A 24,678-nucleotide genomic window follows, 5' to 3' on the forward strand; every position below is an offset into this window, starting at 1 on the left:
CCGCCGGCCGGGCGCCTTCCGGGCCCGGCCGGCGGGACGGCTCGGAAAGGAATGACCATGCCGACTCGGATCATCGTGGGGATCGACGGCTCCGCCCACGCCTGGCAGGCCCTCGACTGGGCCTCCGACTACGCCGTCCGGCACCGGATGCCGCTGGAGCTGGTCCACGCCTCCCGGGCGCTGGTCGACGACGGGACGATCCCGCCGGACGCGCTGCGGCGGCTGGCCGCCGAGCGGGAGGACCTGCTCGGCGAGGCCCGGCAGTACACGCTGAAGGTCCATCCGGACCTCGACATCGAGACGCGGCTGGTCCGGACGGATCCGGGGACCGCGCTGGTGGAGGGCAGCGAGGACGCGGCGCTCGTGGCCGTGGGCTCGCGGGGCCTCGGCGGGTTCGAGGGGCTGCTGTTCGGGTCGGTCGGGCTGTACACCGCGGCGCACGCCCGGTCCCCGGTCCTGGTGGTGCCGCGCGCGGCGCCCTACCCCGCCGACGCCCCGGCCCTTGTCGTGGTCGGGATCGAGGGGAGGCCGGGGGAGCGGGCCGTGCTCGCCTGGGCCTTCGAGGAGGCCTCCTCGCGCGGCGCCGGGATCCTGGCGCTGCACGCCGTGGGCGCGGAGTTCGGGTCCCCCCGCCGGCGGGTGCTGGAGGACCTGGAGCTGTCGGAGGCCCTGGCCGGCCTGCGCGAGCACCACCCGGACGTCCGGGTGGAGCAGCTCGTCTCGGACCGCACGCCGCCCCAGGCCCTCGTCGAGGCGTCGCGGTCCGCCGCCCTCGTGGTGGTCGGAGCCGTCCGCCGGACGGGGCTGGTCGGCATGGCGCTGGGCCGGGTCAACCACGCGGTCCTGCACCACGCGCAATGCCCGGTGGCCGTGGTGCCCATCGACCAGTGACCGGCGCCGTCCCGGCGGGACGTCCGCCGGAGGGACCGAAAGAGGAGTGACCATGTCCGATCCGATCATCGTCGGGGCCGACGGCTCCGTCCCGTCCGAACGGGCCGTGGCCTGGGCCGCCGACGAGGCCGCCCGGTACGGGCGCGAACTGAAGATCCTGCACGCGGTGGAGCGGTGGGGCTACGACGTCCCGCTCAACACCGCTCCCGGTGAGGTCGTCTTCCTGTCGCGGGAGGGCGAGGAGGTGCTGGCCGCCGCCGAGCGCGTCGCGCACGCCCGGAGGCCGGAGGTGCCGGTGACCCTTGAACTGGCCTCCGCGCGGACCGTCCGGGCGCTGGCCGAGCACTCCGAGGAGGCGTTCGAACTCGTGGTGGGCCACCGCGGCCTCGGCGGGTTCGCGGACCTCGTCCTCGGGTCGGTCGGGCTCGGCGCGGTCCGCCACGCAGCCTGCCCGGTCGTGGTGGTGCGGGGCGAACCGACCGCCGACCGCCGTGAGATCGCCGTGGGGATCGGCCTCGGCGACGACTCCGCGGCCCTGGAGTACGCGTTCCGCGCCGCCGCGGCACGGGACGCCCGGCTCCGCGTCGTGCACGCCTGGCCGTTCCCGGCGGCCCTGGACGAGCCCGGAGCGGGCGTCGACATCCGCCGTGTCGAGGAGCGGGCCCGGTGGCGCGTCATCGAGGCGCACGCGCCGATGCGCAAGCGCTTCCCCGGCGTGGACGTCGTGGAGGACATCGTTCAGGACAACCCGGCCGCCGCGCTCGTCTCCGCGTCCCGCGACGTCGACCTGGTGATCGCGGGTTCGCATCCCCGCGAGGGCCTGAACGTGCCGCGCAGCCGCGCGGTGACGCACGGGCTCCTGCACCACGCGCACTGCCCGGTCGCCGTAGTCCCCGCCGCGGGCGCCCCCGCGACCTGAGGGAACCGGACACGGCGAACGCCGCACGACGAAAGGCCCGGCGACCGCCGGGCCTTTCGTCGTGTTCAGGGTGTTCGTGTTCAGGGCCTTTCGGCATGGACGGGGAGGAGGCCGGGCGGCGCCGTCCGCCTCGGGCGGAGTCAAGCGGCGGTCTCGCAGTCGCCGGCGGAGACGGCTCCGACGCGCAGGCCCGTGACGCGCTGGCAGGACACGCGGATGAACTCCGGGTCCGTTCCGGCGGTCCAGGGCAGGAGGGCCTCGTGGGCGCCGTCCCCGGGATCGGGGACGATCCGCGCCCGGCCGATGGCGGTGACCGACCAGCCGGTACGGGAGGCGGCGTCCAGGTCGTCGGCCTGGAACGCCACGATCGCGCCGCGGGTCGCGGCGACCAGCCGGGAGCCGCGCGGCACCGGGATGACCACGTCCCCGCCGTCGATGACGAAACCGACCGGCGCCACCGCGGGCAGTGCCTGCTCGGTGAAGACGATCCGGCCGACCGCGGCGGTGCTCATGAGGCGCAGGCACTCCGCTCGCGAGAGGCCTGCCGCCCCGTCCGCGCTCCTCATGGCTTCCTCCTTCATGACTCCATGCTCGCCGCCGCCCGCGAGGGAGGGCAGAGGTCCAACGTCACCGTGCCGGACGCCGTCGGTCCCCTTCCGGCCGGGCCTTTCGCCGCCCGGCTCAGCCGATCGCCGGCGGCGGCCTGCCGGCCAGCAGGGGGCTCTCCCAGGACGTGCCGGGCTGGATCTCGACGTCCTCGGCGCCGTAGGAGACGCGGATGGGGGAGGCCGCGCCGGGGCGCAGGGCGACGCGGACCAGGTCCTGGCGGCAGGTCAGGTCGATGCCCCAGTGGCCGCGGTAGCGGAGCCCGAGCCGCAGCTCGCCGATCGCGGAGGGCAGCCGCGGCTCCAGCCGCAGCGCGCCGCCCCGGGTGCCGACGCCGGCGTGGCACCGCTGGACGAGGTCCACGGTGCCGGCCATCGCGCCCAGGTGGACGCCCTCGGCGATCGTGCCGTGCGGGCCGCCGGTGATGTCGGCGAACAGCGATTCGAGGAAGACGCCCCAGGCCTCGTCGCCGTCGGTGTGCGCGAGGAGCCACGCGTGGACGAGCGAGCTCAGCGTCGACCCGTCGCTGGTGCGCGGCAGGTAGTAGGCGATGGTCCTGGCGGCCAGCTCGGGCCCGTACTCGTACCCGAGGCGCCGCAGGACGGCGTCCACCTCGTCCGGCGAGAGCACGTAGAACAGCATCAGCACGTCGGCCTGCTTCGACGCCTTGTAGCGGTTGGGCGAGTCGTCCTCGGCCTCCAGGATCCGGTCCAGCCGGCGGATGTCGCCGTAGCGCTCCCGGTAGCGGGCCCAGTCGAGCTCCTCCAGGTCGCCGTAGCCCTCGAACTGGCTGATCACTCCGGCGTGGAACGGGACGTACATCTTGCGCGCCACGTCCTCGAACCGGGTGATCTCCTCGCGGGTCAGCGCGAGCCGCTCGCGCAGCTCCCCGCGGCGGTCCTCGGGGAGCACGGCGAGCGCCTCCAGCGCCCGCTCCAGCAGCCAGGCGGCGAGGACGTTGGTGTAGGCGTTGTCGTCCAGGCCCGGCCGGTCGCGCCCCGGGTAGGCGTCGTGGTACTCGTCCGGGCCCATGACGCCGCGGATCCCGTACCGGTCGGTGGAGTGGTCGTAGACGGTCAGGTCCGCGAAGAACCGGGCGACCTCCAGCATGATCTCGGCGCCGTACTCGGCGAGGAACTCGGCGTCGCCGGTCGCCTCGTAGAAGCGCCAGACGTTGAGGGCGATCGTCAGGCCGACGTGGCGCTGCAGGTGCGTGTGGTCGGGCAGCCACCGGCCCGACCGCGGGTTGAGGTGCACCAGCTGGGTCTCCTCGCGGCCGTCGGCGGCGCTCTGCCACGGGTACATCGCGCCGCGGTGCCCGGCCGCCGCCGCCGCGCGCCGTGCGGCGGGCAGCCGCCGCCACCGGTACATCAGCAGCGCCCGGGCGATCTCGGGGAACCGCATGGTCAGGAACGGGAGGATGAACACCTCGTCCCAGAAGACGTGGCCGCGGTAGGCCTCCCCGTGCAGTCCGCGGGCGGGGACCCCGACGTCGAGGTCCACGATGTGCTCCGACACGGTCTGCAGCAGATGGAAGATGTGCAGGTTGAGGATGCGCTGGACCTCGATGTGGTCGACGCTCAGCTGGCAGCGCCGCCACAGCCGGTTCCACGCCAGCGTGTGCCGCTCCAGCAGGGCGTCGAAGCCGCCCGCACCCGCCGCGGCGTCCAGCGCCGCCTCTCCGTACTCCTCGATGGCGCGGTCGCGGGAGGTGAAGACGGCCGCCACCTTCTCGATCGTGACGTGCGCGCCCTTCTCGGCGTCCACGGTCAGGTCCTGCGCGACCAGGCCCGCCTCGGCGAGCCGGACGGCCTTGGCGGGGACCGAGACCCGGGTGCGGGCCGCGACCCCGATGCCGATCTTGGAGGAGACGGTGGAGGCGCGCAGCAGGAGCAGCTCCGGGTCGCGCTGCGGCGGCGGTTCCTCGCGGGTGAGATGGGTCCCGGGCAGGTTCCGGTACCGCTCGACGCCGGCGTTGGCGACCCGTCCGTCCAGCCCGGACCGGATGTGCAGCGCGCCGCTCCAGTCCTCGGCGACGATCGTGGTCTCCAGCGCGGCCAGGTGCGGCTCGTCCATGGACACGATCCGGCGCTGGGCCAGGCGGCACGTCCGCCCCGCCCGGTCGCGGACGCGGACGAGCCGGGTCAGGACGCCGCGCCGCAGGTCGAGCTCCTGCCGGTAGGACAGCAGCCGGCCCTCGTCGAGGGCCGCGTCCGGATCGAACCACTCGCCGTCCTCGGCGCGGAAGGTCAGCGGCAGCCAGTTCGGCATGTTGACGAGGTCGGCGTTGTCGGCGTGCAGCCCGCCGACCTCGGCCTCGAGCCGGTCGTAGCAGCCGGCGACGTAGGTGCCGGGATAGTGGACGCCGTCGGCCGAGGACTCCGGCGCGGCGCCCCGGGTGGCGAGGTAGCCGTTGCCGAGGGTGCACAGCGCCTCCCGCAGCCCCTCCGCCGCGGGATCGTAGCCGTCGTGGGCCAGGATCCACCGGCTCATGGCGTCTCCTCAGCGTCGTCGAGGCCCTCCGGTGGGCTTTCCCCTCACGCTGGCACCGCCCGGCGGCCGCCGGGCAGTACCGGACGACCCGGTGCGGCGGGACCTTCGGCCCCTCCCCGAGGGGCTCCGACCGGCGAAAACTGAAGGCGAGACCGTCGTTCGAGGGAGGGACCGGACGGATGGCCGCGCTGACGAGGGCCCAGAGGTCGAACGTCCTGTTCGGCTACGACGGGACCAAGGAGAACGACCCCGCGCTGCGCTGGGCGGTCGAGGAGGCGCGGCTGCGCGGGCTCGACCTGGAGCTGTGCTACTGCTGGCACTGGCCTTACCCGAGCGGTCACGTGGACGCCGGGGTGGAGGCGGTCCTCCAGCGGGCGGGGGAGAACCTTCTGCGCAAGGGGGCGCGCCGCGCGCGCGACCTGGGCGCGCAGGGGAAGGTGCGCACGCTGCTGAGGCGCGAGCCCGCCTGCGAGACCCTGGTGCACGAGTCCGACGACGCGGAGCTGATCGTGGTCGGCTCGCACGAGCGGCACCGGCTGCCCGACGGCTCGACGGCGGTGGAGCTGCCGGCGCGGACCCGCCGCCCCGTGGTCGCCGTCCGCGACGCGGGCGGCGACCGCGGCCTCGTCGTGGCCGGCGTCGACGCGTCGGTGCACGCGGACGCGGCGGTGGGGTTCGCCATCGAGGAGGCCGCGCTGCGCGACTGCGACCTGCGCGTGGTCCACGGGGCGTGGGAGCCGGGGGCCGTACCCGCGAGCGACCTGCCCCTGTTCACCGACAAGGCCCGGCTGTACCGGGCGCGGGCCGCGATGCTGGAGCGGACCGTCCATCCCTGGCGGCGGCGGTACCCGAAGGTCCATGTGGACGTCTCGCTGCTGCTGGAGCCTCCGCGCGAGGTCCTGCTGGCCGCCGCCGCGGACGCCGACCTGCTCGTGGTGGGGGATCGCGGCACCGGGAGCCTGGATCCGCTGGTGCTGGGGGCGACCAGTTCGGCGATGCTGCACCACGCCCCGTGCTCGGTCGCGATCGTCCCGTCGCCCCGGTACGCCGCCCAGCGCGTCGCCTGAGGCTGGCCCTCACCGGCCGCCTGGACCTCGCGCCGCCTGGACCTCGCCGCGGGGCGGTCGGCAGGATCAGTCGGGTTCGATGGGGCTCCGGCCCGGATGGCGCGCCGGTGCCTCGCGGGGGAGCACGGGCTCGATCCGGTAGAGGGACGGCATGCCCCCGGAGCGCGCCGGGATCTCGCGGTGCACCCCGGCCAGGGCGCTGATCAGGTCCCGTGCGGTGATGAGGCCGGCCAGCGCGCCGTGCTCGTCGGTCACCGCCACGTAGTCCTTGTCCGACTCCAGCATGGCCAGCGCCGCGTCGGCGACGGTGGCCGACGGGCGCACCGTCGCGGCGGGCAGGGACGGCAGGAGGTCGGTGACGGGGCGGCGGGCGTCGCGCGGAGCGGTGGCGCTCCAGGTCGAGGTGAGGGTCTGGGCGTCGAGGACGCCGAGGAAGCCGCCCTCGACGTCGGTGACCGGCAGGTGGTGGATCTCGGCCCGGCACATCAGCTCCCAGGCCATGATCACTGACTCGTCCGCGGCGATGGTGAGCAGGTCGCGGCTCATCAGCTCGGCGGCGGTGCGCTGCTCCAGGGGCGGGCTGGCGGTCATGGGTCCTCCTCGGGGCCGGACGGAGTGCCTCCGGCTCCAGCCTCCCGCCGGGCGGTGTCCGGCGGCAGGGGCGAACGTCCCGGACCGGCGGCCCGGAGGGCCGGACCGGCGCCCCGCTGGAGGTACTTGAGAAGCTCGATCGCCACGTAGGAGACGACGGCGATGACGACGATGCGGCCCCAGGCGGCGCCACCGAGCGGCGCGGAGTGGAACAGGTCGTTCATGAAGGGCGCGTAGGTGTAGAGGGCCTGGATGGCGATGAGGGCCAGGACGCTGGTGCCGACCCAGGGGTTGCGGCGGACGCCGTGCCACAGCAGCGGGCGGTCCAGCGACAGGCAGTTGAACAGGTAGGTGAGCAGCGTCAGCGCGAAGACGTTGACGACGATCGTCTGCGCGACCGCCGGGCTCGCTCCGTGGGCGCGTTCCCAGTGCTGGAGCCCGAACGCGCCGGCGAGCAGGATCGCCGAGACCAGCAGGATGCGCAGCGTCATCGCGCGCGTGAGCAGCGGCAGCGACGGGTCGCGGGGCGGGCGGCGCATGATGTGCTCGTCCTTCGGCTCCACGGAGAACGGCAGGCCGAGCACGAGCACCGCCGTCATGTTCAGCCAGAGGACCTGGAGCGGCAGGACGGGCAGCGCCGTGCCCGCGACGATCGCCGCGACCAGCACGAGCCCGAGCCCGATGTTGGACGGCAGCGCCCAGACGATGAACTTCACGAGGTTGTCGAAGACGCCGCGCCCCTCCTCGACGGCCTGCTCGATCGAGGCGAAGTCGTCGCCGGTGAGCACCATGTCGGCCGACTCCTTGGCGGCGTCGGTGCCGGTGCCCCCCATGGCGACGCCGATGTCGGCCTGCTTGAGCGCGGGCGCGTCGTTGACGCCGTCCCCCGTCATCGCGATGACGTGCCCGGAGTCCTGGAGGATCTGGACGAGGCGGAGCTTCTGCTCGGGGGAGACCCGGGCGAAGACCGTGGTGGCCTGCACGCGTTCTGGCGAGACGTCGGCGGTGAGCTCGGCGCCCGTCATCACCTCGCCGTCCAGCCCGACGCGGGTTCCGACGGCGCGGGCGGTGGCGGCGTGGTCCCCGGTGATCATCTTGACCTGGACGCCGGCGTCGTGGCAGGTCCGCACGGCCCGGGCGGCGTCCGGGCGGGGCGGGTCGAGCATGGCCTGCAGGCCGAGGAAGGTCAGCGGCGGCGGCTCGTCCAGGCCGGAACCATCGGCCCGCCCCCGGGCGAAGGCCAGCACGCGCAGCGCCTGGCCGCCGTAGTCCTCGGCGCGGGCGTGGACCGCCGCGCGGTCGAGCGGGACGGGTGCGCCGTCCGGGCCGGCGGCGTCCTCGCACAGCTCCAGGATCCGCTCGACCGGGCCCTTGACGTAGACGGTGCCGTCCTCGTGCAGGGTGGCCATGTAGCGCCGCTCGGCGGTGAACGGCAGCGTCGCGACGCGGTCCGGCGCGCGGTCGAGGCCGGCCTTCGCCGCGCTGGTCAGCAGGGCGCCTTCGGTCGGGTCACCGGTGATGTGCCAGCCGTCCGCCTGGTGCAGTTGCGCGTCGTTGCAGCCGAGGCCGGCCAGCAGCGCCTCCCGGAGCGCGGGGTGGGCGGCCGGATCGACCTCCCGGCCGGCCTGCTCGATCGCGCCCGTGGGCGCGTATCCGGTGCCGGTGACGGTGTAGTCGCGGCCGCCGGCGGTGACGGCGGTGACCGTCATCTGGTTCTGGGTGAGGGTGCCGGTCTTGTCGGTGCAGATGACGGTGGTGCTGCCGAGCGTCTCCACGGCGGGCAGGTGCCGGACGATGGCGCCGCGGCGGACCATGCGGGAGACCCCGAGCGCGAGGGTGATCGTGACGACCGCGGGCAGCCCCTCGGGGATCGCGCCGACCGCGAGGGCGACCGCGGCGGTGAGCATCTCGGTCGCGCCGCGCCCGCGGAGCACGCCGATGAGGAAGGTCAGCGCGGCCAGCGCCAGGATCGCCACCGTGACGATCTTGCTGAAGTCGGTGATCTTGCGGGTGAGGGGCGTCTGGACCGCGCCGGTGCCCTGCACCAGCCGGTGGATGCCGCCGAGCTCGGTGGCCGCGCCGGTCGCCACCACCAGGCCCGCGGCGCTGCCGGCCGTCGCCAGCGTGCCGGAGAAGGCCATGCCGGTGCGGTCGGCGAGGGCGGCCTCGTCCTGCGCCGCGGTGTCCTTGGCGACGGGCACCGACTCGCCGGTGAGCGCCGACTCGTCCACGGCGAACTCGTCGGTGCGCAGCAGCCGCAGGTCGGCCGGGACCTTGTCGCCGGCCTCCAGCCTGACCAGGTCGCCCCGCACCAGCCCGGCCGACGGCACGCGCCGGGCCGCGCCGTCGCGGACGACCAGCGCCGTCGTCTCGGCCATGGCGGCCAGGGCGCCGAGCGCCTTCTCCGCGCGCGACTCCTGGACGAACCCGACGATGGCGTTGACGACCACCACACCGAGGATCACCAGCGCGTCGACGTGCTCGCCGAGCAGGCCGGTCACCAGCGCCGACACCAGCAGCACGTAGATCAGCGGGCTGTTGAACTGCAGGAGGAACCGCACGACCGGGCCGCGCCCGCGCGCGGCGGGCAGCGTGTTGGGACCGTCCCGCTCCAGCCGCCGCGCCGCCTCGGCGGAGGCCAGCCCGTCGGCGGCGTCGCCGCCGAGCTCGCGCACGACGTCCTCGACGGGCCTGCGGTAGGGCGCGGGAGCCGTCGTCATCGGGCCGCGCGGCCGCCGCCGCGGGGTCCGGCGGTCTCGGGGCCGTAAGGGACGTTCATCGTCGCACCTCCTGCCGCAACCATATTGGCCGCTCGCGGCGGCGCGGTTCAGGGCCTAAGGTCCCGGCGCCCGCGGACCCACGACTCTGACCACCGGCCCCCCGGGCTTGTGAGGCTTGGGGATCTGGAGGTGGAACACGATGGACGGACCACATGTCCTGGTCGGGTTCGACGGTTCGCCGGCCGCCGGGCGCGCCCTGCGCTGGGCGGCGACGGAGGCGTCCCTGCGCGGCGTGCCCCTGCGGGTCTGCCACGCCTGGAACTGGCCCTATCCGCCGGGACCGCGGGGAGACGAGGCGCAGGAGATCGTCCGCGGCATGGGGGTCATCGCCCTGGAGGACGGTGTCCGGATCGCCCGGGAGACCGCCCCGGACCTCGACGTGCGGTCCCTGCTCGCCGAGGGCACGCCCTCCGCCGCGCTCCTCGGGGCGGCGCGGGACGCCGAACTGATCGTGGTCGGCGCCCGCGGCGCGGGCGGCTTCGACCGGCTGCCGCTCGGCTCCACGGCCGTGCACGTCCCCGCGCACGCCGATCGTCCCGTCGTCGTGGTGCCCGCCCATGAACCGGCACGGGTCGAGAAGCGGATCGTCGTCGGCGTCGACGGGTCGCCCGCGAGCCGGGCCGCGCTGGGGTTCGCCCTGCGCGAGGCGGCGCTGTGGCACGCCTCGGTGACGCTGGTGTGCGCCTGGTGGGACCCCGCCGTGCTCCCCGGCCCGGACCGCCTCCCGTTCACCGATCCGCAGGGGCTCAAGGAGGAGGCCAAGGCGCGGTTCGCCGCCGCGGTCGCGCCCGTCCTGGCCGCGCACCCCGAGGTCGCCGTCGAGCAGCGGTTCGTCCTGGAGCGGGCGGCGCGCGTCCTCGCCGACGAGGCCCGCGACGCGATGCTGCTCGTGGTCGGCGACCGCGGGATCGGATCGTCCCCCAAGACCGCCCTCGGCGCCGTCACGCGGTCCGTGCTGCACGAGGCGCCGAGTCCGGTAGCGGTCGTCCACGACCGCGACACGCAGGTGAAGGAGTCGTCATGATCCGAGTACTGGTGGCGTACGCCTCCGAGCGCGGAGGAACCGCCGAGATCGCCGAATGGGTGGGCGCCGCGCTGCGCGAGGCGGGCGTGGAGGCCGACGTGCGGCCCGCCGGAGACGTCGAGACGCTCGACGGGTACGACGCCGCCGTGGTCGGCGGTGCCCTCTACGTCGGGCGCTGGCACCGGGAGGCGCGCCACTTCGTCCGGCACCACGCGGACGAGCTGGCGCACCGGCCGGTGTGGCTGTTCAGCAGCGGACCCCTGGACCGCAGCGCCGAGGAGCGCACGGTCGACCCCGTGTCCGGCGTCGCCAAGTTCGCCCGCCGCCTCAACGCCCGCGGCCACGCCACCTTCGGCGGGCGGCTGGCGCCCGACGCCAAGGGCTTCATGGCCGCCAAGGTCGCCCGGACCGCGTCCGGGGACTTCCGCGACCGCGACCGCGTCGCCGAGTGGGCCGCCGGCATCGCCCGCGAACTGCGGAGCGTGTCGGTATGAACAGGATCGTCGTCGGGGACGACGGGTCGGAGCCGAGCCTGCTCGCGATCGACTGGGCCGCCGACGAGGCCGCCCGCAGGGGCGCCGCGCTGCACGTGGTGTACGTCGTCACGCCGTGGCTGTTCGACGTCCCGACGGATCCGGGTGCGGCCCAGGTCCGGGAGCGGCTGCTCGACGGCGGCCGGGACATCGTCGAGCTCGGCGTCGCGCGCGCCCGCGACCGCGTGCCCGGGCTGGAGGTGACCGGCGAGCAGACCGGCGGGCAGCCCGCCAAGGTGCTCGTCGAGCAGGGGCGCGACGCGGTCATGGTCGTGACCGGCTCGCGAGGGTCCGGCGGTCTCTCGGGGCTGCTGCTGGGGTCGGTGGCGATGCAGGTCGCGACGCACGCGACGTGCCCCGTGGTGGTCACCCGGGCTCCGAACGCGGACGTCCGGGGAGACGTCGTGGTCGGCGTGGACGGCTCCCCGGCCGGGGCGGACGCCGTCGGGTTCGCCTTCGAGGAGGCGGCCCTGCGCGGAGTGCGGCTGCGGGCCCTGTCCGCCTGGTCGCACCCGGTCCCCTCGGGCAGGGGCGACATGCAGCCCCTCGTCTACGACCGCGCCGTCGTCGCCGCGGAGGAGGAGCGGGTCCTCGCCGAGTCGCTCGCCGGCTGGTGGGCGAAGTTCCCCGACGTCGATGTGGTGTCCGAGGCCGTCCACGGCGGGGCCGCCCGGGTGCTGGCGGGGGCGTCCGTCCACGCGGGCCTTCTGGTCGTCGGCTCGCGGGGGCACGGCGGCTTCGGCGGGCTGCTGCTGGGGTCCGTCGGCCACGCGATGCTGATGCGCGCGCACTGCCCGGTCGCCATCGTCCGCGGACGCGGGTGACGGGCTGGGAGGCCTGGCCCGGCCGCCCCCCCAGGGTCGGCCGGGCCAGGGTTCAGCCGCGCCCTTCCCGGGACTGGGCGCCGTCGGCCTTGAGCTGCGCGGCCAGCGCGGCGGCCTGGGTCCGGCGGCTCATGCCGAGCTTGGCGAAGATGTTCGAGATGTAGTTCTTGACCGTCTTCTCGGCCAGGAAGAGGCGCTCGCCGATCTGCCGGTTGGTCAGGCCCTCCCCGATGAGCTCCAGGATGTGGCGCTCCTGCTCGGTCAGGCCCTTGAGGGGGTCGGTCTTCTCCTGGCGGGTGCGGAGCCGTTCGAGCATGCGGGCCGTGCTGCGCGGATCGAGCAGGGACTGCCCGGTGGCGACGGTGCGGACGGCGCCGACCAGGTCCGATCCGTGGATCTGCTTGAGGACGTAGCCGGACGCGCCCGCCATGACCGCCTCGAACAGCGCGTCGTCGTCGTCGAAGGAGGTCAGCATCAGGCAGGCCAGCTCCGGCAGCTGGGAGCGGAGCTCGCGGCAGACGCTCACGCCGTCCCCGTCGGGCAGGCGGACGTCCAGGACGGCCACGTCGGGCCGGACGGCGGGGATCCGCGCCAGTGCCTCGGCCGCGGTGCCCGCCTCGCCGATGACCTCGATGTCGTCCTCGGCGGACAGCAGCGCGGCCACTCCGCGGCGGACGACCTCGTGGTCGTCCATCAGAAAGACCCGGATCGTCCCCGCGTTCTCTGGCGTCTCGGCGGTCATGGCTCTCGTTTCCTCGGTCCAGTGGTGACGGAATGGACGCTACCCCGCCGACCGGGCCGCTCCCCAGTCAGCGGACGTCCCGCCCCCGCGGGACGAACGTCCCGACCTGACGCGCGTCCCTGCGCCCCTTCGGGACGGACCTTCGGCCCTGCCGCAGGTCAGGTCGCGCGGGTGAGGCTGAAAGGTGACGGAAGGAGCCATCCATGCAGACGAGGTACAGGACTCCCGCGGACATGGCGGAGGACATGCGCCGCGCCGTCGAGGACGCCCTGTGGGCGCCGTCGGTGCACAACACCCAGCCGTGGCGGTTCGGCGTGCGCGGCTCGCGGATCAGCCTGCGCGCCGACCCGGACCGCCGCCTGGGGGTGGCGGACCCCAAGGGCCGGGAGATGCTGATCAGCTGCGGTGCCGCCCTCTACAACCTCCGGCTGTCGCTGCGCGCGCAGGGCTACGAACCCGTGCTGCGGCTGCTGCCCGACCCGGACCGCCCGCACCTGCTCGCCGACGTCCACCTGGAGCCCGGCGAGGAGCCCGACCAGCAGACCCTGCGGGAGCACGCGCAGATCCGGCGCCGGCGCAGCCACCGGGGCGCGTTCCGTCCCGAGACCGTCCCCGCCGGGGTCCTCACGGCCATGCGGTACGACGTCGAGCGTGAGGGCGCCCGGCTGATCGAGGCCGTCGACTCGCACGTCAAGGGGGCCCTGGCCGCCCTGACCGACGCGGCCGAGCACCTCCAGCGCCGCACTCCCGCCTACGCGGCGGAGATCAGCCGCTGGGCGCCGTCGCCCCGGACGGCCCGCAAGGACGGCATGCAGGAAGGGGCCTACCCGAAGCAGACCCCCGAGACCAGCCCGAACTTCCCCACTCGTGACTGGGCGCGGGGCCAGGGCTGGGGGGCCGAGCCCCCGCCCCCGGGCCGGCCGGGGGTGGCCGGGGTGGCGCTGCTCCTGGTGTCCGACGGCGAGGGGCCGGCCGACTGGCTGCACACGGGCCTGGCGCTCCAGCGGGCGCTGCTGAGGGCGGCCGAGAGCGACCTGGCGGCCGCCTTCCACACCCAGGCGCTGGAGGTGCCGGAACTGCGCGCCTTCATCCGCGCCCACTTCTGCCGGGACGCCTACCCGCAGATGCTCCTGCGCATCGGCCTGCCCGAGGGGGAGGGGCTGGAGACCGTCCGCCGGCCCATCGACGACGTCATGATCGTGGAGCCTTGAGGGGGACGCGGTCGGGGATCCGGCGGCCGGTGATGAGCCGGGGGCGGATGACGATGAACTGGTCGCGCTCGCCGGGCGCCCAGCTGCGGAGGGGGAGGGCGGAGAGCCGGGCGACCTCGGCGGGCTCGGTGGCGCGGCGCGCGGGCCCCACCGTGACCACCGACCAGCCCTTGCCCGCGTCCGCGTCGATGTCGTCGATCTCGAAGGCGACGATCGTGTCGGAGGCGGCGGTGGCCAGTCGCGAGGCCGACGAGGTCTTCACCACGATGTGCTCGCCGTCGAAGACGTAGTTGACCGGCTGGACGGTGGGCAGCGCCTGGAGGGTGAACACGATCCGGCCGATCGCCGACCGGCGGAGCAGTGACCGGCATTCCCCGTCGTCGAGGATCTCCATGCCGCTGTGGTCGAGATGCATGCCTTCCAGGATGACGCATGAGTGACCAAGGTCATCAGGGACGAAGGTCCCTGACCTGACTTCTAGCCCTCCGCAGGGTAATACTGGACCTGTGGCACAGGATTCGGGCACCGGTCATGACAGGGCACGACTGATCCTGCCGCAGATGCAGCTCGACGACCTCCTGTCGGAACTGCAATCGCGGCTGGAGGCGGCGCGCTCGACTCGCGACCGCGTGCACGCGCTGCTGGAGGCCGTGGTCTCCATCGGCAGCGAGCTGGACCTCGAATCGGTGCTGCGGCGGATCACCGAGGCGGCCACCACCCTCGTCGACGCCCGCTACGGCGCCCTCGGCGTGATCGACGAGAAGGGCGAGCACCTGGTGCAGTTCGTCACCGTGGGCGTGAGCGACGGGGAGATCGAGGCGATCGGCCACTGGCCGCACGGGCACGGGATCCTGGGCCTGCTGATCCGGGATCCGCGGTCGCTGCGGCTTCCGGACCTCGGTGAGCATCCCGCCTCCAGCGGGTTCCCGGCCAACCACCCGCCGATGCGCACGTTCCTGGGCGTCCCGATCCGCGTGCGGGACGAGGTGTTCGGCAACCTCTACCTCACCGAGAAGGCCGACGGCGGCCAGTTCGAGGAGGAGGACGAGGTCGTGGTGATCGCGCTGGCCACGGCCGCCGGCGTCGCGATCGAGAACGCCCGCCTGTACCAGGAGACGCGCCGCCGGGAGCGGTGGCTGGAGGCGTCGGCCGAGGTGTCCACCGCGCTGCTGTCGGGCACCGACCCGCACGAGGTGACGAGGCTGGTGGCGCAGCGGGCGCAGGAGATCGCCGAGGCCCGGCTCGCGACCGTGGCGCTGGTGGAGGACGGCAGCAGCCACCTCGTGGTGGAGGCCGCCCGCGGTGCGGACGCCGAGCAGTTGCAGGGCCTGCGGGTGCCGCTGGAGGAGTCGGTGGCCGGGCCCGTGTTCACCGAGGGGGTCGCCCTGCGGCTGGCCAACGGTGAGAAGGCGGCGCGCGAGTCGAACGTGCCCATGCGGGTGCCGGTGGGTCCGCTGCTGGTCGTCCCGCTGGGGCTCGGCTCGGCGGCGCGCGGTGTCATCTCCGTGGCCAACCCGCCAGGCGGGGCGCTGTTCTCGGAGGGGACGCAGCGGCTGCTGGAGGCGTTCGCGGGCCAGGCGGCGGTGGCCCTGGAGCTGGCCGAGCGCCGCCGCGACGCCGAGCGGCTCGCGCTGCTGGAGGACCGCGACCGGATCGCCAAGGACCTGCACGACACCGTCATCCAGCGGCTGTTCGCGACCGCGATGGGGCTGATGGCGGCGATCAAGATCACGCAGAAGCGGGAGGTCGCCGTCCGGGTGCAGCGGGCGGTGGACGACCTCGACGACACGATCCGGCAGATCCGCTCGTCCATCTTCGCGCTTCAGGGCCCCGAGACCGACGAGACGTCGCTGCGCAGCCGGGTGCACGCGCTGGCCGACAGGGCGGCCGAGCACCTGGGGTTCGCGCCCTCGGTGCGGCTGGACGGCCTGCTCGACACCTCGGTCGACGAGGAGATCGGCGAGCAGCTCCTGGCCGTCGTCCGGGAGGCCATGTCGAACGTCGCCCGGCACGCCCAGGCCACCGCGACGGCCCTGAACATCGATGTCGGGGACGATGTCACGGTGCGGGTGGAGGACAACGGCGTCGGCATCACCGAAGGCGGCCGCCGCAGCGGGCTCCGCAACATGGAGGCCCGTGCCGAGGGGCTCGGCGGAACGTGCACCGCCGAGCGGGGCCCGGAGGGCGGCACGGTGCTGGTCTGGCGCGTCCCCCTCAAGCCCGCCTGACCGGAAGGTCACGGGCCGATGCGGTGGTTGTCGAGGCGTGCCCAGTCGGCGTCCCACATCCGGTAGCGGCTCCGGTCGCACCGCGCCCGGACGAGCCAATAGAAGCCGAGCAGGGGCAGTCCCGTGGCGAGGACGACCCCCGTCCCGTTCACCGCGGTGTGGACGACCGTCTGCGCGTGCCGGCGCGGCGGTGTGAGCGAGACGCCGTCGGGCCCGGCCCACAGGATGAGGCGCTCCCCGACCGCGGCTCCCCGCCATGTCGTGTAGTCGGCGGTCCGCCGCGTCCCGTTCGGGTCCGTCCAGGCGACGGTGACCGTGCGCCTTCCTTCCGGGTCCCGCACCTTCACGATGGTGGCCTCGACGCGGTGCCGGGTGGCGGCCTGCCGGTGCTCGGCCCGCACCCCTGAGCCGTAGGCGGCCCGGACGGCATGGGCCACCAGCGGCGGCGTCGCGCTGAGGAAGACCATGAGCAGCAGCAGACCGAGCCTCCACTGGATCCGGTCCACACCGCGCCGCAGGTCGTTGCGGTCGAAGCCGCAGCTGCGCCGCCGGCGGTCGATCCGCTCGCGCCAGCGGCCGGTCCGTGCTCGCATGGTCGTCGCTCCCATGACGCGGTCCCTTCGCCTTCCCTCCATGGCGACGCTACGCATCCGGGGCCGGCGGCCGCAGAGGCGGAAGCCCCTCGCGCCCGGGACCTCCCGGGTCCTCCGACCACCGCACCCGGGGACCTTCGTCCCGCCGATCGTGCGCCTAACGGTCCTACAGGCAAAGGCCGGTTCAGGATTCAGTAAGAGGTGACGAGATCAACGAAGTGATGGAAGGTGAGAGGCGATGGCACTCTCCGAGCACAAGACCCACGTGGGACGCGACACCCTCATCCGCGTGGTCACCCCCAAGCCGCTGACCGAGTCGCCCGCCGCCCGCTACATGTGGGCCGCCGCCCGCTTCGCGCTCGGCTGGATCTTCTTCTGGGCGTTCCTGGACAAGACCTTCGGGCTCGGCCACGAGACCCCCGCCGCCAAGGCGTGGATCGACGGCGGCAGCCCCACCGAGGGGTTCCTGGCGCACGCGCCCGTCGGACCGTTCGCCGGCTTCTACCACGACATCGCGGGAGCGGGCTGGGCCGACTGGCTGTTCATGCTCGGGCTGGCCGGCGTCGGCGCCGCCCTCATCCTGGGCGTGGGGATGCGGATCGCCGCCGCGGCGGGAGCCGCCCTGCTGGTCATGATGTGGTCGGCCGTCCTGCCTCCGGAGAACAACCCCTTCATGGACGACCACCTCGTCTACGCGGTCCTGATCATCGGCCTGGCCCTGGTCAGCGCCGGCGACACCCTGGGCCTCGGCCGCTGGTGGGGGAGCATCCCCCTGGTCAAGCGCCTCCCCTTCCTCAAGTGACCTGATCCGCGACACCGAGGGGCGCTCCGAGAGGAGCGCCCCTCGTACGCGTGTCCGCGGCCGTCGACAACCGGTGAGCGGGAGAGCGGGGGATCGGATCAAATGGCCGGCGCCGCCGCGCGTCAGGCGGAACGGCCCGCCTGCGAACGCGCCGGCGGGCCTGCCGGGCGGTGGAGGGCGGCGAGGGCCTGCTCGACCGCGTGGGGAAGCTCCCGGCCGGTGTCGATGGCGATCGATCCGGGCCAGGGCGCGGAGTCGGCGCGCATGGCGGCGGCGATGCCGGGGTCGGCGTCGGAGGGGCCCCGGGGACGGGTCCGCATGCGCTCGGCGCAGACGGCCTCCGGTGCTTCGCAGCGCAGCGAGGCCAGGTGGGCGTGCTCGTGCTCGGCGACCGCGGCGACGAGGTCCCGGTTCTCCTGGGACGTCCAGGAGGCGTCCAGGATGACCGTCTCACCCATGCGCAGCAGCCGGGCGGCGCGCGCGGCCATCTCGCGGTAGGTGCGCCGGCCCCACTGCGGGGTGTAGATGCCGGAGCCGTAGGACGCCGCCGCCGGCGCGGTGGGCGCCAGCCCGGCGAGCTCCTTGCGGATCCGGTCGCTGCTGAGCAGCGTGCAGCCGAGCCGGTCGGCCAGCGCCCCGGCCAGGGACGTCTTCCCGGTGCCCGGGAGCCCGCCGACCATGACCAGGCCGACGCGGCCCGTGCGCAGGTGGCGCAGCGCGACGTCGGCGTAGGCGCGCGCCTCGGCGGCCGCGTCCGCGGCGCCCTGGCCGTGCCGCAGGCACGCCACCTTGGCGCGGACGAAGGCGCGGTAGGCCACGTAGTGGTGGCGGAGCGAGGGCGGGGCGGGGTCGGCGGCGAACTCGGCGTACCAGCGGAAGAAGCGCTCCGCGTCCTCGGGGGCGCCCAGGCGTTCGAGGTCCATCGCCAGGAACGCGGCGTCGTCCAGACCGTCCAGCCGGCGGAGCCGCTCGTCGAACTCCAGGCAGTCGAGGATCCGCGGGCCGTCGTCGAGGCAGAAGATGTCGCCGGCCAGCAGGTCGCCGTGCCCGTCGACCACGCGGCCGTCGGCGATGCGCGCGTCGAACAGGGCCTCGCGGCCGGCGAGGAACTCGTTCGCGAGGTCCTCGGTCTCGACGGCGGCCCCGGCGTCCAGGACGGTGCCGTGGAAGGGCCTGACCTGGTCGAAGCTGTCGTGCCAGCGGCCCCGGACGGCGTCGCGGGTCTCCTGCGCCGCGATGGCGGGGCCGCGCGGCGCCCTCGCGTGCCAGGCGGCCAGGGTCCGCGCGGTCTCGCGCAGCGCGTCCCGCACCGGCGCGCCGGCCGCGACCAGGGTGGACAGGCGCCGGTCGGCGGGCATCCGCCGCATCACCACCAGGTGGTCGCAGACGCCGCCGTCCGGCCCGTGGACGTCGACGACGCCGAGGTAGACGTCGGGGGCGAACCGCCGGTTCAGCCTGACCTCCTCGTGGCACGCGCGCTCGCGCAGCTCACGGGTGCTGAAGTCCAGGAACCCCAGGTCCACCGGCTTCTTGAGCTTGTAGGCGCGGTCCCCGACGAAGAAGACCACGCCGATGTGGGTCTCGGTGACGGCGGCGCCCTCCACCGGCTCACGCCCTCGGATAGGCGGTGGGGAGGGTGTCGTCGTAGTCGTAGCCGAGGTTCTGGACGACGTCGACGACGCCCTCCGTGGCGGCGGTCATGCGCACGATGATCGGGATGAGGCTCTTCTGCTCGACGCGGCCGGTGAGGTGGACGACCCCCTCCTGGACGCGGACGTGCACCTCGGCGGGGTCCTGCCAGAGCCTGCAGACCAGCACGTCGTCGATGATCTCGTCGCGGACGGCGGCGTCCGAGCGGTGGAACACCGAGAGCAGGTCGCGGCGGGCCACGATCCCGGCGAGCCGGCCGTCCTTGCGCACGACGGGCGCGGCCTTGAACCCGTGGGCGTTCAGCAGCCGGGCGGCCTCGGCGACGGGGGTGCCCGGCTCGACGGTCACGACCGGCGCGCTCATCAGGCCGCGCGCGTCGACGGCGGCGGCCTTGGCCCGCGCCCGGGCCTGCGCCTGGGCGAACCGCCGCAGCGCGAGGCGGCGCGGTTCCGCGCCGGCCGGCCGCTCCTGCTTGCGCAGGAGGTCGGCCTCGGTGACGATGCCGGCGAGCCGGCCGTCGTCGTCCACGACGGGCACCGCGCTGATGCGGCGCTCGGCCAGCGCGTCGGCGATCTCGACGAACGGGGTGTCCTCGGAGACCGTCACGACGTTCTTCGTCATGACGTCCCCGACCGTGCGGCGTTTCATGGCTCTCCTCCCGGGCTTCGCTGGGCCTCAGCGGCTCTCGCCGACGGCGGCCCTGTGGTCCGCGCAGATCACGACCTCGCAGCGCGCCCGCTCCCGCACGACGGGGACGGTGTCGCCGCCGAGCGGATTGCCGTACTCGGAGTGCAGCCGGGCGCCCACCACCAGCAGTTCGGCGCGCTCGGCCGCCTCGACCAGCGCCTCGCCCGGCTCGCCCCAGACGACGCGGAGCCTGGTGGTCAGGTGCCGGGACCGGGGGATCTCGCGGGCGACCAGGCTTCGGAGCGCCAGCCACTCCCTGACGGCGCGCAGCGGGCGCCGCACGGGGGTCTCACCGGGCTTCAGGACGCGGACCACGTCCAGGCGCGCGCGCCGCTCGGACGCCTCGCGGGCGGCTCGGCGCAGCGCGGCCATGGAGTTGGGGGAACCGTCGACCCCGACGACGACGGAACGCTGTTCGGGCACGACCCACATCGGCGACCTCCTCAGTCACCCCCACCATCCCGCGCGGACGGTCCGCGGATCAGTGCCGAGCGTCCCGCCGGGCCGGGACCTTCGGCCCGGGCCGGGCACCGGCCGGCCGGGCGCCGCCGGGTCGTCCGGTGCGGGTCATCCGGTGGCGCCCGGATTGAAGACGGCCTGTGCGGCGACGAAGGCCGCGACGGCGAAGACCAGGTAGGCGAACCAGCGCCGCAACCGGTCGGCGTCCAGGCGCCGGGCGAGCCGGGCGGCGCCGAGCGACCCGGCGACGGCCGCCAGGGTGAACGCCGCGACGATGCCGTAGTCCAGCGCCCCGTCCCCGGCGTGCGCGGCGAAGCCGGCGGCCGAGTTGACCACCACGATGACCAGCGAGGTGCCGACCGCGACGGTCATCGGCAGGCCCAGCCCGACGACCAGCGCGGGGATGATGAGGAAGCCGCCGCCGACGCCGAACAGGCCGGTCAGCACGCCGACGATCGCGCCCGCGCCGATCGACTTGGGCAGGCAGCTGCGCCAGTCGACGCCGCCGCCCGGCAGGGCGCACGACCCGCCGAGCCGGTCCCGCTCGGCCAGCATCCGCCAGCCGGCCGCCACCATGAGCGCCGCGAAGCCGAGCAGGACCACCTGGTCGGGCAGGAGCCGGTTCAGGGCGGCGCCGCCGAAGGCGGCCACCGCTCCGGCGGCCCCGAAGACGCCGGCGATCCGCCATCGCACCTGCCCGGCGCGGACGCGGGGGAGCGCGGCCGTGGCCGAGGAGATCCCCACGACCAGCAGCGAGGCGGGGACCGCCGAGGCCAGCGGCAGGCCCGCGCCGTAGACGAGGGCGGGGACGGCGAGGATGGAGCCCCCGCCGCCCAGGAGCCCGAGCAGGACGCCGATGAGGGCGCCGAGGACGAGCGCGGTCAGCATTCCGTCACCTCCTGGGCGGGCGTCGGGGGCGCGTCATGGGCGGTCCGCGGAGAGGGCGTCCAGGATGGCGGACATGTCGCTCTTCGGCCCGCGGTTGTAGGGCAGCTTGGACAGGACCATTCCCATGGCGCAGGTGTCGGACAGGGCGGCGAACGTGAGGCCGCCGCCGATGGCCCCCGCGACCCACTTGGCGCGCGGGACGACCGTGCTGGCCAGGACCGAGCCGAGCACGATCGAGCCGGCGACCAGGCGGACCTGGCGCTCCAGGTCCCAGCGGGCGCGTCCAGCGGCGACCTGCTCGCCCGCGGCCTGCCAGGCGCCGATGCCGCCGCGCAGGACGCGCAGGTTGGGCAGGCCCGCGGACGCCAGCGCCTGCGAGGCCTGGTCGGCCCGCTGCCCGGAGCGGCAGACGAGCACCACCTGCTCGTCGAGGTGGGCGCGCAGCTCCGCGCGGTGCTCCCGAAGCAGGTCGAGCGGCACGTTGTAGGACCCGGGGATGTGGCCGGTCTCGAACTCGCCCGGAGTCCGGACGTCGATGAGCCGAGGCCGGTCGCCGGAGTCCAGGAGCTCGCGCAGGACGGGGACGTCCACGGTGGACGCGGAGGGCGGAGTGGTCACGAAGTCTTCTCCCGTGTGTCGGTGGCCGGTGGCCGGTGGTCAGTCGTCGGTGGTGGCGAGGCCCGCGGCACCGGCCTCGGAGTAGTCGTCGTCGATGTGCACGGCCCGGCGCCCGGCCCGCCGGAGCAGGCTGGTGGCCGCCGCGGCCCGGTACCCGGAGCCGCAGTGCACCCAGACGGTCCCGTCGGGCACCTCGTCCAGCCGGTCGGGCAGCTCCGGCAGGGGGAGGTGGACGGCGCCCTCGATGTGCCCGTCCCGCCATTCGCCGGTCAGGCGCACGTCCAGCACGGCGTCCGGCGGCGGCAGGTGCCGGGGGACGCTGCCGGACCGGGCGGCGGCCAGGTCGGCGAACGTCGCGACGGGCGTGTCCGCCAGCCGGGCGGGGTCGCCGCCGGCCCACTGCTCGGGCGTGCCGGAGGCCGCCGCCGCCGGACGGTCGATGCCGATGCGGGCCAGTTCCCGCTGGGCGTCGGCGATCTGCTCGGGACTGTCGCCGAGCAGGGTGAGGGGCTCGCCCCACGGGGCGAGCCAGCCGAGCCACGTCGACATAGCCCCGTCCAGGCCGAAGCTGAGGGTTCCGGCCAGATGCCGCTGGGCGAAGGCCTTGCGGGAGCGCAGGTCCACGACCCATTCCCCGGCGGCGACCCGGTCGCGCAGCTCGGCGGCGTCGGCGACCCGCGCGGGGGTGAGGTCGATCAGGTCGGCGCCGGCGCTGTTGCGGACGCCCATGTGCGCGTAGTACGCGGGATAGGCGTCGAGCCCCGCGAGGGTCTCGGCGACGAAGTCGTCGGCCTCCAGGCGCAGTGCCGGGTTGGCCCGCCTCTCCTGCCCGATCGTCGAGGAGGCGGCGTCGGACTGGCCCGCCGAGCAGAAGCTCCCGAAGCCGTGCGTGGGCCAGACGTGCGCGCCGTCGGGCAGCAGGTCGGCCAGGCGCCGCGCCGAGGCGTGCTGCCGTTCGGCCAGCAGGTGGGCGTGCTCGGCGCCGAGGAGGTCGGTGCGTCCGGTGGTGCCGAACAGCAGCGATCCGCCCGTGAAGACCCCTTCCGGCCCGCCGGGTCCCGACAGGATGTAGGACAGGTGGTGGAAGGTGTGGCCGGGGGTGGCGACGGCGCGGAGGCCCAGCGCGTCGGAGACGGCGACCTCGTCGCCGTCGGAGATGCCGGTCCGGTCGAACGCGACGTCCTCCTCGGCCGAGATCACGTAGGCCGCTCCGGTCGCCTTGGCCAGTGCCAGTCCGCCGGAGACGTAGTCGTTGTGCAGGTGCGTCTCCAGGACGTGCGTGATGCGGACGTCCAGCCGCCCGGCCAGGGCGAGGAAGCGGTCGATGTCGCGCTGCGGGTCGACCACCAGGGCCACCCGGCCGTCGTGGGCCAGGTAGCTGCGGTCGCCCAGGGACGAGGTCTCGACCACCTGGACGTGTACCATCGGCATTCACTCCTCATACCCGTACGGGTATCTGTCGCTGACATCGCGGACCGGGTCCCGCCCGCTCGCCGGGCGACGGGCGGAACTGCCGCGTTTCCGCGTTCCGCCTCCACCATACCCCTAGGGGTATGTGTCCATGGGTGAGTTACCTCACCTTCGCCGGGACCTCCGGCGGGACCTTCGCCTCTACCTGCGAAGACTCCCCGAATCGAGACTGGGGCCCAAACGAGGCAACCGCCAGTGAGGGAGGTGGCACCGATGAGCGAGATGCTGGTCGTCCACCGGGAGGACGACGCCTTCGCGGTGATCGTCCGCGACCACGTCATCCATGTGGACCAGCCGTACATGCTGGGAGGAATGGACGCCGGACCGACCCCGGTCGAGTTGTTCGTGGCGTCCCTCGCCGCCTGCACGGCGCACCACGCGCGGACCTACCTGGTGCGGCGCTGCCTGCCCGCGAACGGGCTGGAGGTCACCGCCGACTACACGATGAGCCCGGAGGGCCCCGCCCGCGTGACGCGCGTCGAACTGCGCCTGCGGCCCCCCGTCCGTCTGCCCGACTGGGAGGTCGGGGGACTGATGGAGGCGGCCATGGCCTGCACCGTCAACAACTCCATCATCGACACCCCGCGCATCGGAGTGCGCCTGGAGTCCGAGGTCGCCGCCTGAGCCGGCGCCAGAGGTCCCGCGGGCGAGGGGCCGTTCGGCCCTGGGGCCGTGCGCGGGCGGGCCGGTGCAATGGAGGCGGACCCAGGAGGTGGGCGTCATGAGCCACGTGGTCGTCGGATACGACGGAACGAAGGAGAGCGGGCGGGCTCTGCGCTGGGCGGTGGAGGAGGCCCGGCTGCGGCGGCTGCCGCTCACGGTGTGCCATGCCTGGCGGTGGCCGTATCCGGTGAGCTACATGGACTACGAGGGCCTGGCCATCGTCCGCCGGATGGGCGAGCACATGCTCGACCACGGCGTGGCGCTGGCGCACGAGCTCGCCCCCACTCTGAAGGTGCACAAGCGGCTCGACACCGGGGGTCCCTACGACGCGCTGGTGAACCAGGGACCGGATGCCGAGCTCATCGTCATCGGGTCCCACCCTCCGGAGGAGACGCCGGTGGGGTCGACGTCGCTGCGGGTGCCGGCGAAGGCCGGCGCTCCGGTCGTGGTCGTGCGCTCGGCCGCGCCGCGCGACGGCCAGGTGGTCGTCGGCGTGGACGGCTCCGCGGGCGCGGACGCGGCGCTGGCGTTCGCCTTCGAGGAGGCCGCGCTTCGCGGCTGGCGGCTGCGCGCGGTGTACGGGTGCTGGGAGCCCGGAGCCGCCCCCGACGGAGACCTGTCGCTGTTCGGCGACGAGGACAAGCTCCGCCACGTGTGCGGAGCGGTGCTGGAACGGGCGGTCGCGCCCTGGCTGGTCAAGTACCCCACCGTCCAGGCGGCGACGTCGCTGGTGCTCGAGCCGCCCCGGGAGGCGCTGCTGGAGGCGGCGGACGGCGCCACGATGACGGTGCTGGGCGCGCGCGGGGCCGGCGAGGTGCAGCCGCTCACGCTGGGCGCGACGAGCGACGCGCTGCTCAAGCACGCCCCCTGCACGGTCGCGATCGTCCCGCAGCGGGTCGGATAGGACGGGCGCCCGTCCCCGTGCCGGGGACGGGACCC

24 protein-coding genes are annotated in these 24,678 nt (G+C 74.6%); 11 read left to right on the forward strand and 13 right to left on the reverse strand.

Annotated features, from left to right (window positions below; translation table 11 throughout):
• The first annotated feature begins 57 nt into the window (after positions 1 to 57).
• The gene (locus AB0C21_RS16885; RefSeq protein ID WP_500205036.1) at positions 58 to 891 is read left to right on the forward strand and encodes a universal stress protein; all 834 of its coding nucleotides are present in this window, start codon (positions 58 to 60) and stop codon (positions 889 to 891) included.
• Between the two features lie 52 nt (positions 892 to 943).
• Positions 944 to 1,810: a universal stress protein gene (locus AB0C21_RS16890; protein WP_500205037.1), complete on the forward strand. Its 867-nt coding sequence runs from the start codon at positions 944 to 946 to the stop codon at positions 1,808 to 1,810.
• A gap of 140 nt (positions 1,811 to 1,950) precedes the next feature.
• On the opposite strand, the gene AB0C21_RS16895 is transcribed toward AB0C21_RS16890, so the two are convergent.
• Together AB0C21_RS16895 and AB0C21_RS16900 are read right to left on the reverse strand one after the other, a co-directional pair.
• Positions 1,951 to 2,376, reverse strand: coding sequence for a pyridoxamine 5'-phosphate oxidase family protein (locus AB0C21_RS16895; RefSeq protein ID WP_149257064.1), 426 nt, complete (start codon positions 2,374 to 2,376; stop codon positions 1,951 to 1,953).
• 115 nt (positions 2,377 to 2,491) lie between these two features.
• On the reverse strand, positions 2,492 to 4,909 hold the full coding sequence (locus AB0C21_RS16900) for a glycoside hydrolase family 65 protein (RefSeq protein ID WP_500205038.1): 2,418 nt from the start codon (positions 4,907 to 4,909) through the stop codon (positions 2,492 to 2,494).
• Between the two features lie 179 nt (positions 4,910 to 5,088).
• Between AB0C21_RS16900 and AB0C21_RS16905 the strand changes: the two genes are divergently transcribed.
• A complete protein-coding gene (locus tag AB0C21_RS16905; protein ID WP_500205039.1) occupies positions 5,089 to 5,976 on the forward strand; it encodes a universal stress protein in 888 nt (295 codons plus the stop codon).
• Between the two features lie 66 nt (positions 5,977 to 6,042).
• Here the strand turns inward: AB0C21_RS16905 and AB0C21_RS16910 are convergent, their stop codons facing one another.
• Entirely contained in the window at positions 6,043 to 6,567 is a 525-nt protein-coding gene (locus tag AB0C21_RS16910; protein WP_500205040.1) for a CBS domain-containing protein, read from the reverse strand.
• Positions 6,564 to 9,287 (reverse strand): cation-translocating P-type ATPase, encoded by a 2,724-nt coding sequence (locus AB0C21_RS16915; RefSeq protein ID WP_500205041.1) that lies wholly within the window; start codon positions 9,285 to 9,287, stop codon positions 6,564 to 6,566. Before AB0C21_RS16915 ends, AB0C21_RS16910 begins: the two co-directional genes overlap by 4 nt.
• A gap of 199 nt (positions 9,288 to 9,486) precedes the next feature.
• Between AB0C21_RS16915 and AB0C21_RS16920 the strand changes: the two genes are divergently transcribed.
• The 3 genes from AB0C21_RS16920 to AB0C21_RS16930 are packed head-to-tail and all read left to right on the forward strand — an operon-like array spanning position 9,487 to position 11,728.
• Positions 9,487 to 10,371: a universal stress protein gene (locus AB0C21_RS16920; RefSeq protein WP_500205042.1), complete on the forward strand. Its 885-nt coding sequence runs from the start codon at positions 9,487 to 9,489 to the stop codon at positions 10,369 to 10,371.
• Complete coding sequence (locus AB0C21_RS16925; protein WP_500205043.1) at positions 10,368 to 10,865, forward strand: flavodoxin domain-containing protein; 498 nt, start codon at positions 10,368 to 10,370, stop codon at positions 10,863 to 10,865. Before AB0C21_RS16920 ends, AB0C21_RS16925 begins: the two co-directional genes overlap by 4 nt.
• On the forward strand, positions 10,862 to 11,728 hold the full coding sequence (locus AB0C21_RS16930; protein WP_500205044.1) for a universal stress protein: 867 nt from the start codon (positions 10,862 to 10,864) through the stop codon (positions 11,726 to 11,728). The genes AB0C21_RS16925 and AB0C21_RS16930 overlap by 4 nt, the downstream gene beginning before the upstream one ends.
• 52 nt (positions 11,729 to 11,780) lie before the next feature.
• On the opposite strand, the gene AB0C21_RS16935 is transcribed toward AB0C21_RS16930, so the two are convergent.
• Positions 11,781 to 12,470 (reverse strand): response regulator transcription factor, encoded by a 690-nt coding sequence (locus AB0C21_RS16935; RefSeq protein ID WP_149257056.1) that lies wholly within the window; start codon positions 12,468 to 12,470, stop codon positions 11,781 to 11,783.
• A 203-nt stretch (positions 12,471 to 12,673) separates the two neighbouring features.
• Between AB0C21_RS16935 and AB0C21_RS16940 the strand changes: the two genes are divergently transcribed.
• Positions 12,674 to 13,681, forward strand: a complete 1,008-nt coding sequence (locus AB0C21_RS16940) for an Acg family FMN-binding oxidoreductase (RefSeq protein WP_500205045.1) — start codon at positions 12,674 to 12,676, stop codon at positions 13,679 to 13,681.
• Here the strand turns inward: AB0C21_RS16940 and AB0C21_RS16945 are convergent.
• Positions 13,662 to 14,096 carry a pyridoxamine 5'-phosphate oxidase family protein gene (locus tag AB0C21_RS16945; RefSeq protein ID WP_500205046.1) on the reverse strand — a complete coding sequence of 145 codons (435 nt, stop codon included), beginning with the start codon at positions 14,094 to 14,096 and terminating at the stop codon, positions 13,662 to 13,664. The two genes, AB0C21_RS16940 and AB0C21_RS16945, sit on opposite strands and share 20 nt — an antisense overlap.
• Before the next feature lie 91 nt (positions 14,097 to 14,187).
• Between AB0C21_RS16945 and AB0C21_RS16950 the strand changes: the two genes are divergently transcribed.
• A complete protein-coding gene (locus AB0C21_RS16950; protein ID WP_500205047.1) occupies positions 14,188 to 15,909 on the forward strand; it encodes a sensor histidine kinase in 1,722 nt (573 codons plus the stop codon).
• 8 nt (positions 15,910 to 15,917) lie between these two features.
• Here the strand turns inward: AB0C21_RS16950 and AB0C21_RS16955 are convergent, their stop codons facing one another.
• Positions 15,918 to 16,502 carry an Rv1733c family protein gene (locus AB0C21_RS16955; protein WP_500205048.1) on the reverse strand — a complete coding sequence of 195 codons (585 nt, stop codon included), beginning with the start codon at positions 16,500 to 16,502 and terminating at the stop codon, positions 15,918 to 15,920.
• A 238-nt stretch (positions 16,503 to 16,740) separates the two neighbouring features.
• Between AB0C21_RS16955 and AB0C21_RS16960 the strand changes: the two genes are divergently transcribed.
• Positions 16,741 to 17,304 (forward strand): DoxX family membrane protein, encoded by a 564-nt coding sequence (locus AB0C21_RS16960; protein ID WP_500205049.1) that lies wholly within the window; start codon positions 16,741 to 16,743, stop codon positions 17,302 to 17,304.
• A gap of 122 nt (positions 17,305 to 17,426) precedes the next feature.
• Here AB0C21_RS16960 and AB0C21_RS16965 read toward each other — a convergent pair whose 3' ends face one another.
• From AB0C21_RS16965 to AB0C21_RS16990, 6 genes are all read right to left on the reverse strand, one after another.
• Entirely contained in the window at positions 17,427 to 18,908 is a 1,482-nt protein-coding gene (locus tag AB0C21_RS16965) for a bifunctional aminoglycoside phosphotransferase/ATP-binding protein (protein WP_500205050.1), read from the reverse strand.
• Between the two features lie 4 nt (positions 18,909 to 18,912).
• Positions 18,913 to 19,602, reverse strand: coding sequence for a CBS domain-containing protein (locus AB0C21_RS16970; RefSeq protein WP_149257050.1), 690 nt, complete (start codon positions 19,600 to 19,602; stop codon positions 18,913 to 18,915).
• Positions 19,603 to 19,629: 27 nt separating this feature from the next.
• A complete protein-coding gene (locus AB0C21_RS16975) occupies positions 19,630 to 20,073 on the reverse strand; it encodes a universal stress protein (protein ID WP_500205051.1) in 444 nt (147 codons plus the stop codon).
• A gap of 135 nt (positions 20,074 to 20,208) precedes the next feature.
• The gene (locus AB0C21_RS16980) at positions 20,209 to 20,988 is read right to left on the reverse strand and encodes a sulfite exporter TauE/SafE family protein (protein WP_500205052.1); all 780 of its coding nucleotides are present in this window, start codon (positions 20,986 to 20,988) and stop codon (positions 20,209 to 20,211) included.
• Between the two features lie 33 nt (positions 20,989 to 21,021).
• On the reverse strand, positions 21,022 to 21,606 hold the full coding sequence (locus tag AB0C21_RS16985) for a rhodanese-like domain-containing protein (RefSeq protein ID WP_500205053.1): 585 nt from the start codon (positions 21,604 to 21,606) through the stop codon (positions 21,022 to 21,024).
• Between the two features lie 39 nt (positions 21,607 to 21,645).
• Positions 21,646 to 23,037, reverse strand: coding sequence for an MBL fold metallo-hydrolase (locus tag AB0C21_RS16990; RefSeq protein ID WP_500205054.1), 1,392 nt, complete (start codon positions 23,035 to 23,037; stop codon positions 21,646 to 21,648).
• A 252-nt stretch (positions 23,038 to 23,289) separates the two neighbouring features.
• On the opposite strand from AB0C21_RS16990, the gene AB0C21_RS16995 reads away from it, so the two are divergent.
• Positions 23,290 to 23,700 (forward strand): OsmC family protein, encoded by a 411-nt coding sequence (locus tag AB0C21_RS16995; RefSeq protein WP_500205055.1) that lies wholly within the window; start codon positions 23,290 to 23,292, stop codon positions 23,698 to 23,700.
• A 97-nt stretch (positions 23,701 to 23,797) separates the two neighbouring features.
• The gene (locus AB0C21_RS17000; protein WP_500205056.1) at positions 23,798 to 24,643 is read left to right on the forward strand and encodes a universal stress protein; all 846 of its coding nucleotides are present in this window, start codon (positions 23,798 to 23,800) and stop codon (positions 24,641 to 24,643) included.
• The last annotated feature ends 35 nt before the right edge of the window (positions 24,644 to 24,678 follow it).

Source organism: Spirillospora sp. NPDC049024 (genome assembly GCF_040649235.1).
Taxonomy (GTDB): domain Bacteria; phylum Actinomycetota; class Actinomycetes; order Streptosporangiales; family Streptosporangiaceae; genus Spirillospora.

Excerpts from the sequence above, each read along its gene's own strand:
- AB0C21_RS16900 (WP_500205038.1), bottom strand. The coding sequence starts at position 4,909 with ATGAGCCGGTGGATCCTGGCCCACGACGGCTACGATCCCGCGGCGGAG.
- AB0C21_RS16945 (WP_500205046.1), bottom strand. The coding sequence starts at position 14,096 with ATGCATCTCGACCACAGCGGCATGGAGATCCTCGACGACGGGGAATGC.
- AB0C21_RS16975 (WP_500205051.1), bottom strand. The coding sequence starts at position 20,073 with ATGTGGGTCGTGCCCGAACAGCGTTCCGTCGTCGTCGGGGTCGACGGT.
- AB0C21_RS16935 (WP_149257056.1), bottom strand. The coding sequence starts at position 12,470 with ATGACCGCCGAGACGCCAGAGAACGCGGGGACGATCCGGGTCTTTCTG.
- AB0C21_RS16970 (WP_149257050.1), bottom strand. The coding sequence starts at position 19,602 with ATGAAACGCCGCACGGTCGGGGACGTCATGACGAAGAACGTCGTGACG.
- AB0C21_RS16930 (WP_500205044.1), top strand. The coding sequence starts at position 10,862 with ATGAACAGGATCGTCGTCGGGGACGACGGGTCGGAGCCGAGCCTGCTC.
- AB0C21_RS16960 (WP_500205049.1), top strand. The coding sequence starts at position 16,741 with ATGGCACTCTCCGAGCACAAGACCCACGTGGGACGCGACACCCTCATC.
- AB0C21_RS16990 (WP_500205054.1), bottom strand. The coding sequence starts at position 23,037 with ATGCCGATGGTACACGTCCAGGTGGTCGAGACCTCGTCCCTGGGCGAC.
- AB0C21_RS16910 (WP_500205040.1), bottom strand. The coding sequence starts at position 6,567 with ATGACCGCCAGCCCGCCCCTGGAGCAGCGCACCGCCGCCGAGCTGATG.
- AB0C21_RS16955 (WP_500205048.1), bottom strand. The coding sequence starts at position 16,502 with ATGCGAGCACGGACCGGCCGCTGGCGCGAGCGGATCGACCGCCGGCGG.
- AB0C21_RS16885 (WP_500205036.1), top strand. The coding sequence starts at position 58 with ATGCCGACTCGGATCATCGTGGGGATCGACGGCTCCGCCCACGCCTGG.
- AB0C21_RS16980 (WP_500205052.1), bottom strand. The coding sequence starts at position 20,988 with ATGCTGACCGCGCTCGTCCTCGGCGCCCTCATCGGCGTCCTGCTCGGG.
- AB0C21_RS16895 (WP_149257064.1), bottom strand. The coding sequence starts at position 2,376 with ATGAGGAGCGCGGACGGGGCGGCAGGCCTCTCGCGAGCGGAGTGCCTG.
- AB0C21_RS16890 (WP_500205037.1), top strand. The coding sequence starts at position 944 with ATGTCCGATCCGATCATCGTCGGGGCCGACGGCTCCGTCCCGTCCGAA.
- AB0C21_RS16940 (WP_500205045.1), top strand. The coding sequence starts at position 12,674 with ATGCAGACGAGGTACAGGACTCCCGCGGACATGGCGGAGGACATGCGC.
- AB0C21_RS16920 (WP_500205042.1), top strand. The coding sequence starts at position 9,487 with ATGGACGGACCACATGTCCTGGTCGGGTTCGACGGTTCGCCGGCCGCC.
- AB0C21_RS16995 (WP_500205055.1), top strand. The coding sequence starts at position 23,290 with ATGAGCGAGATGCTGGTCGTCCACCGGGAGGACGACGCCTTCGCGGTG.
- AB0C21_RS17000 (WP_500205056.1), top strand. The coding sequence starts at position 23,798 with ATGAGCCACGTGGTCGTCGGATACGACGGAACGAAGGAGAGCGGGCGG.
- AB0C21_RS16915 (WP_500205041.1), bottom strand. The coding sequence starts at position 9,287 with ATGACGACGGCTCCCGCGCCCTACCGCAGGCCCGTCGAGGACGTCGTG.
- AB0C21_RS16905 (WP_500205039.1), top strand. The coding sequence starts at position 5,089 with ATGGCCGCGCTGACGAGGGCCCAGAGGTCGAACGTCCTGTTCGGCTAC.
- AB0C21_RS16925 (WP_500205043.1), top strand. The coding sequence starts at position 10,368 with ATGATCCGAGTACTGGTGGCGTACGCCTCCGAGCGCGGAGGAACCGCC.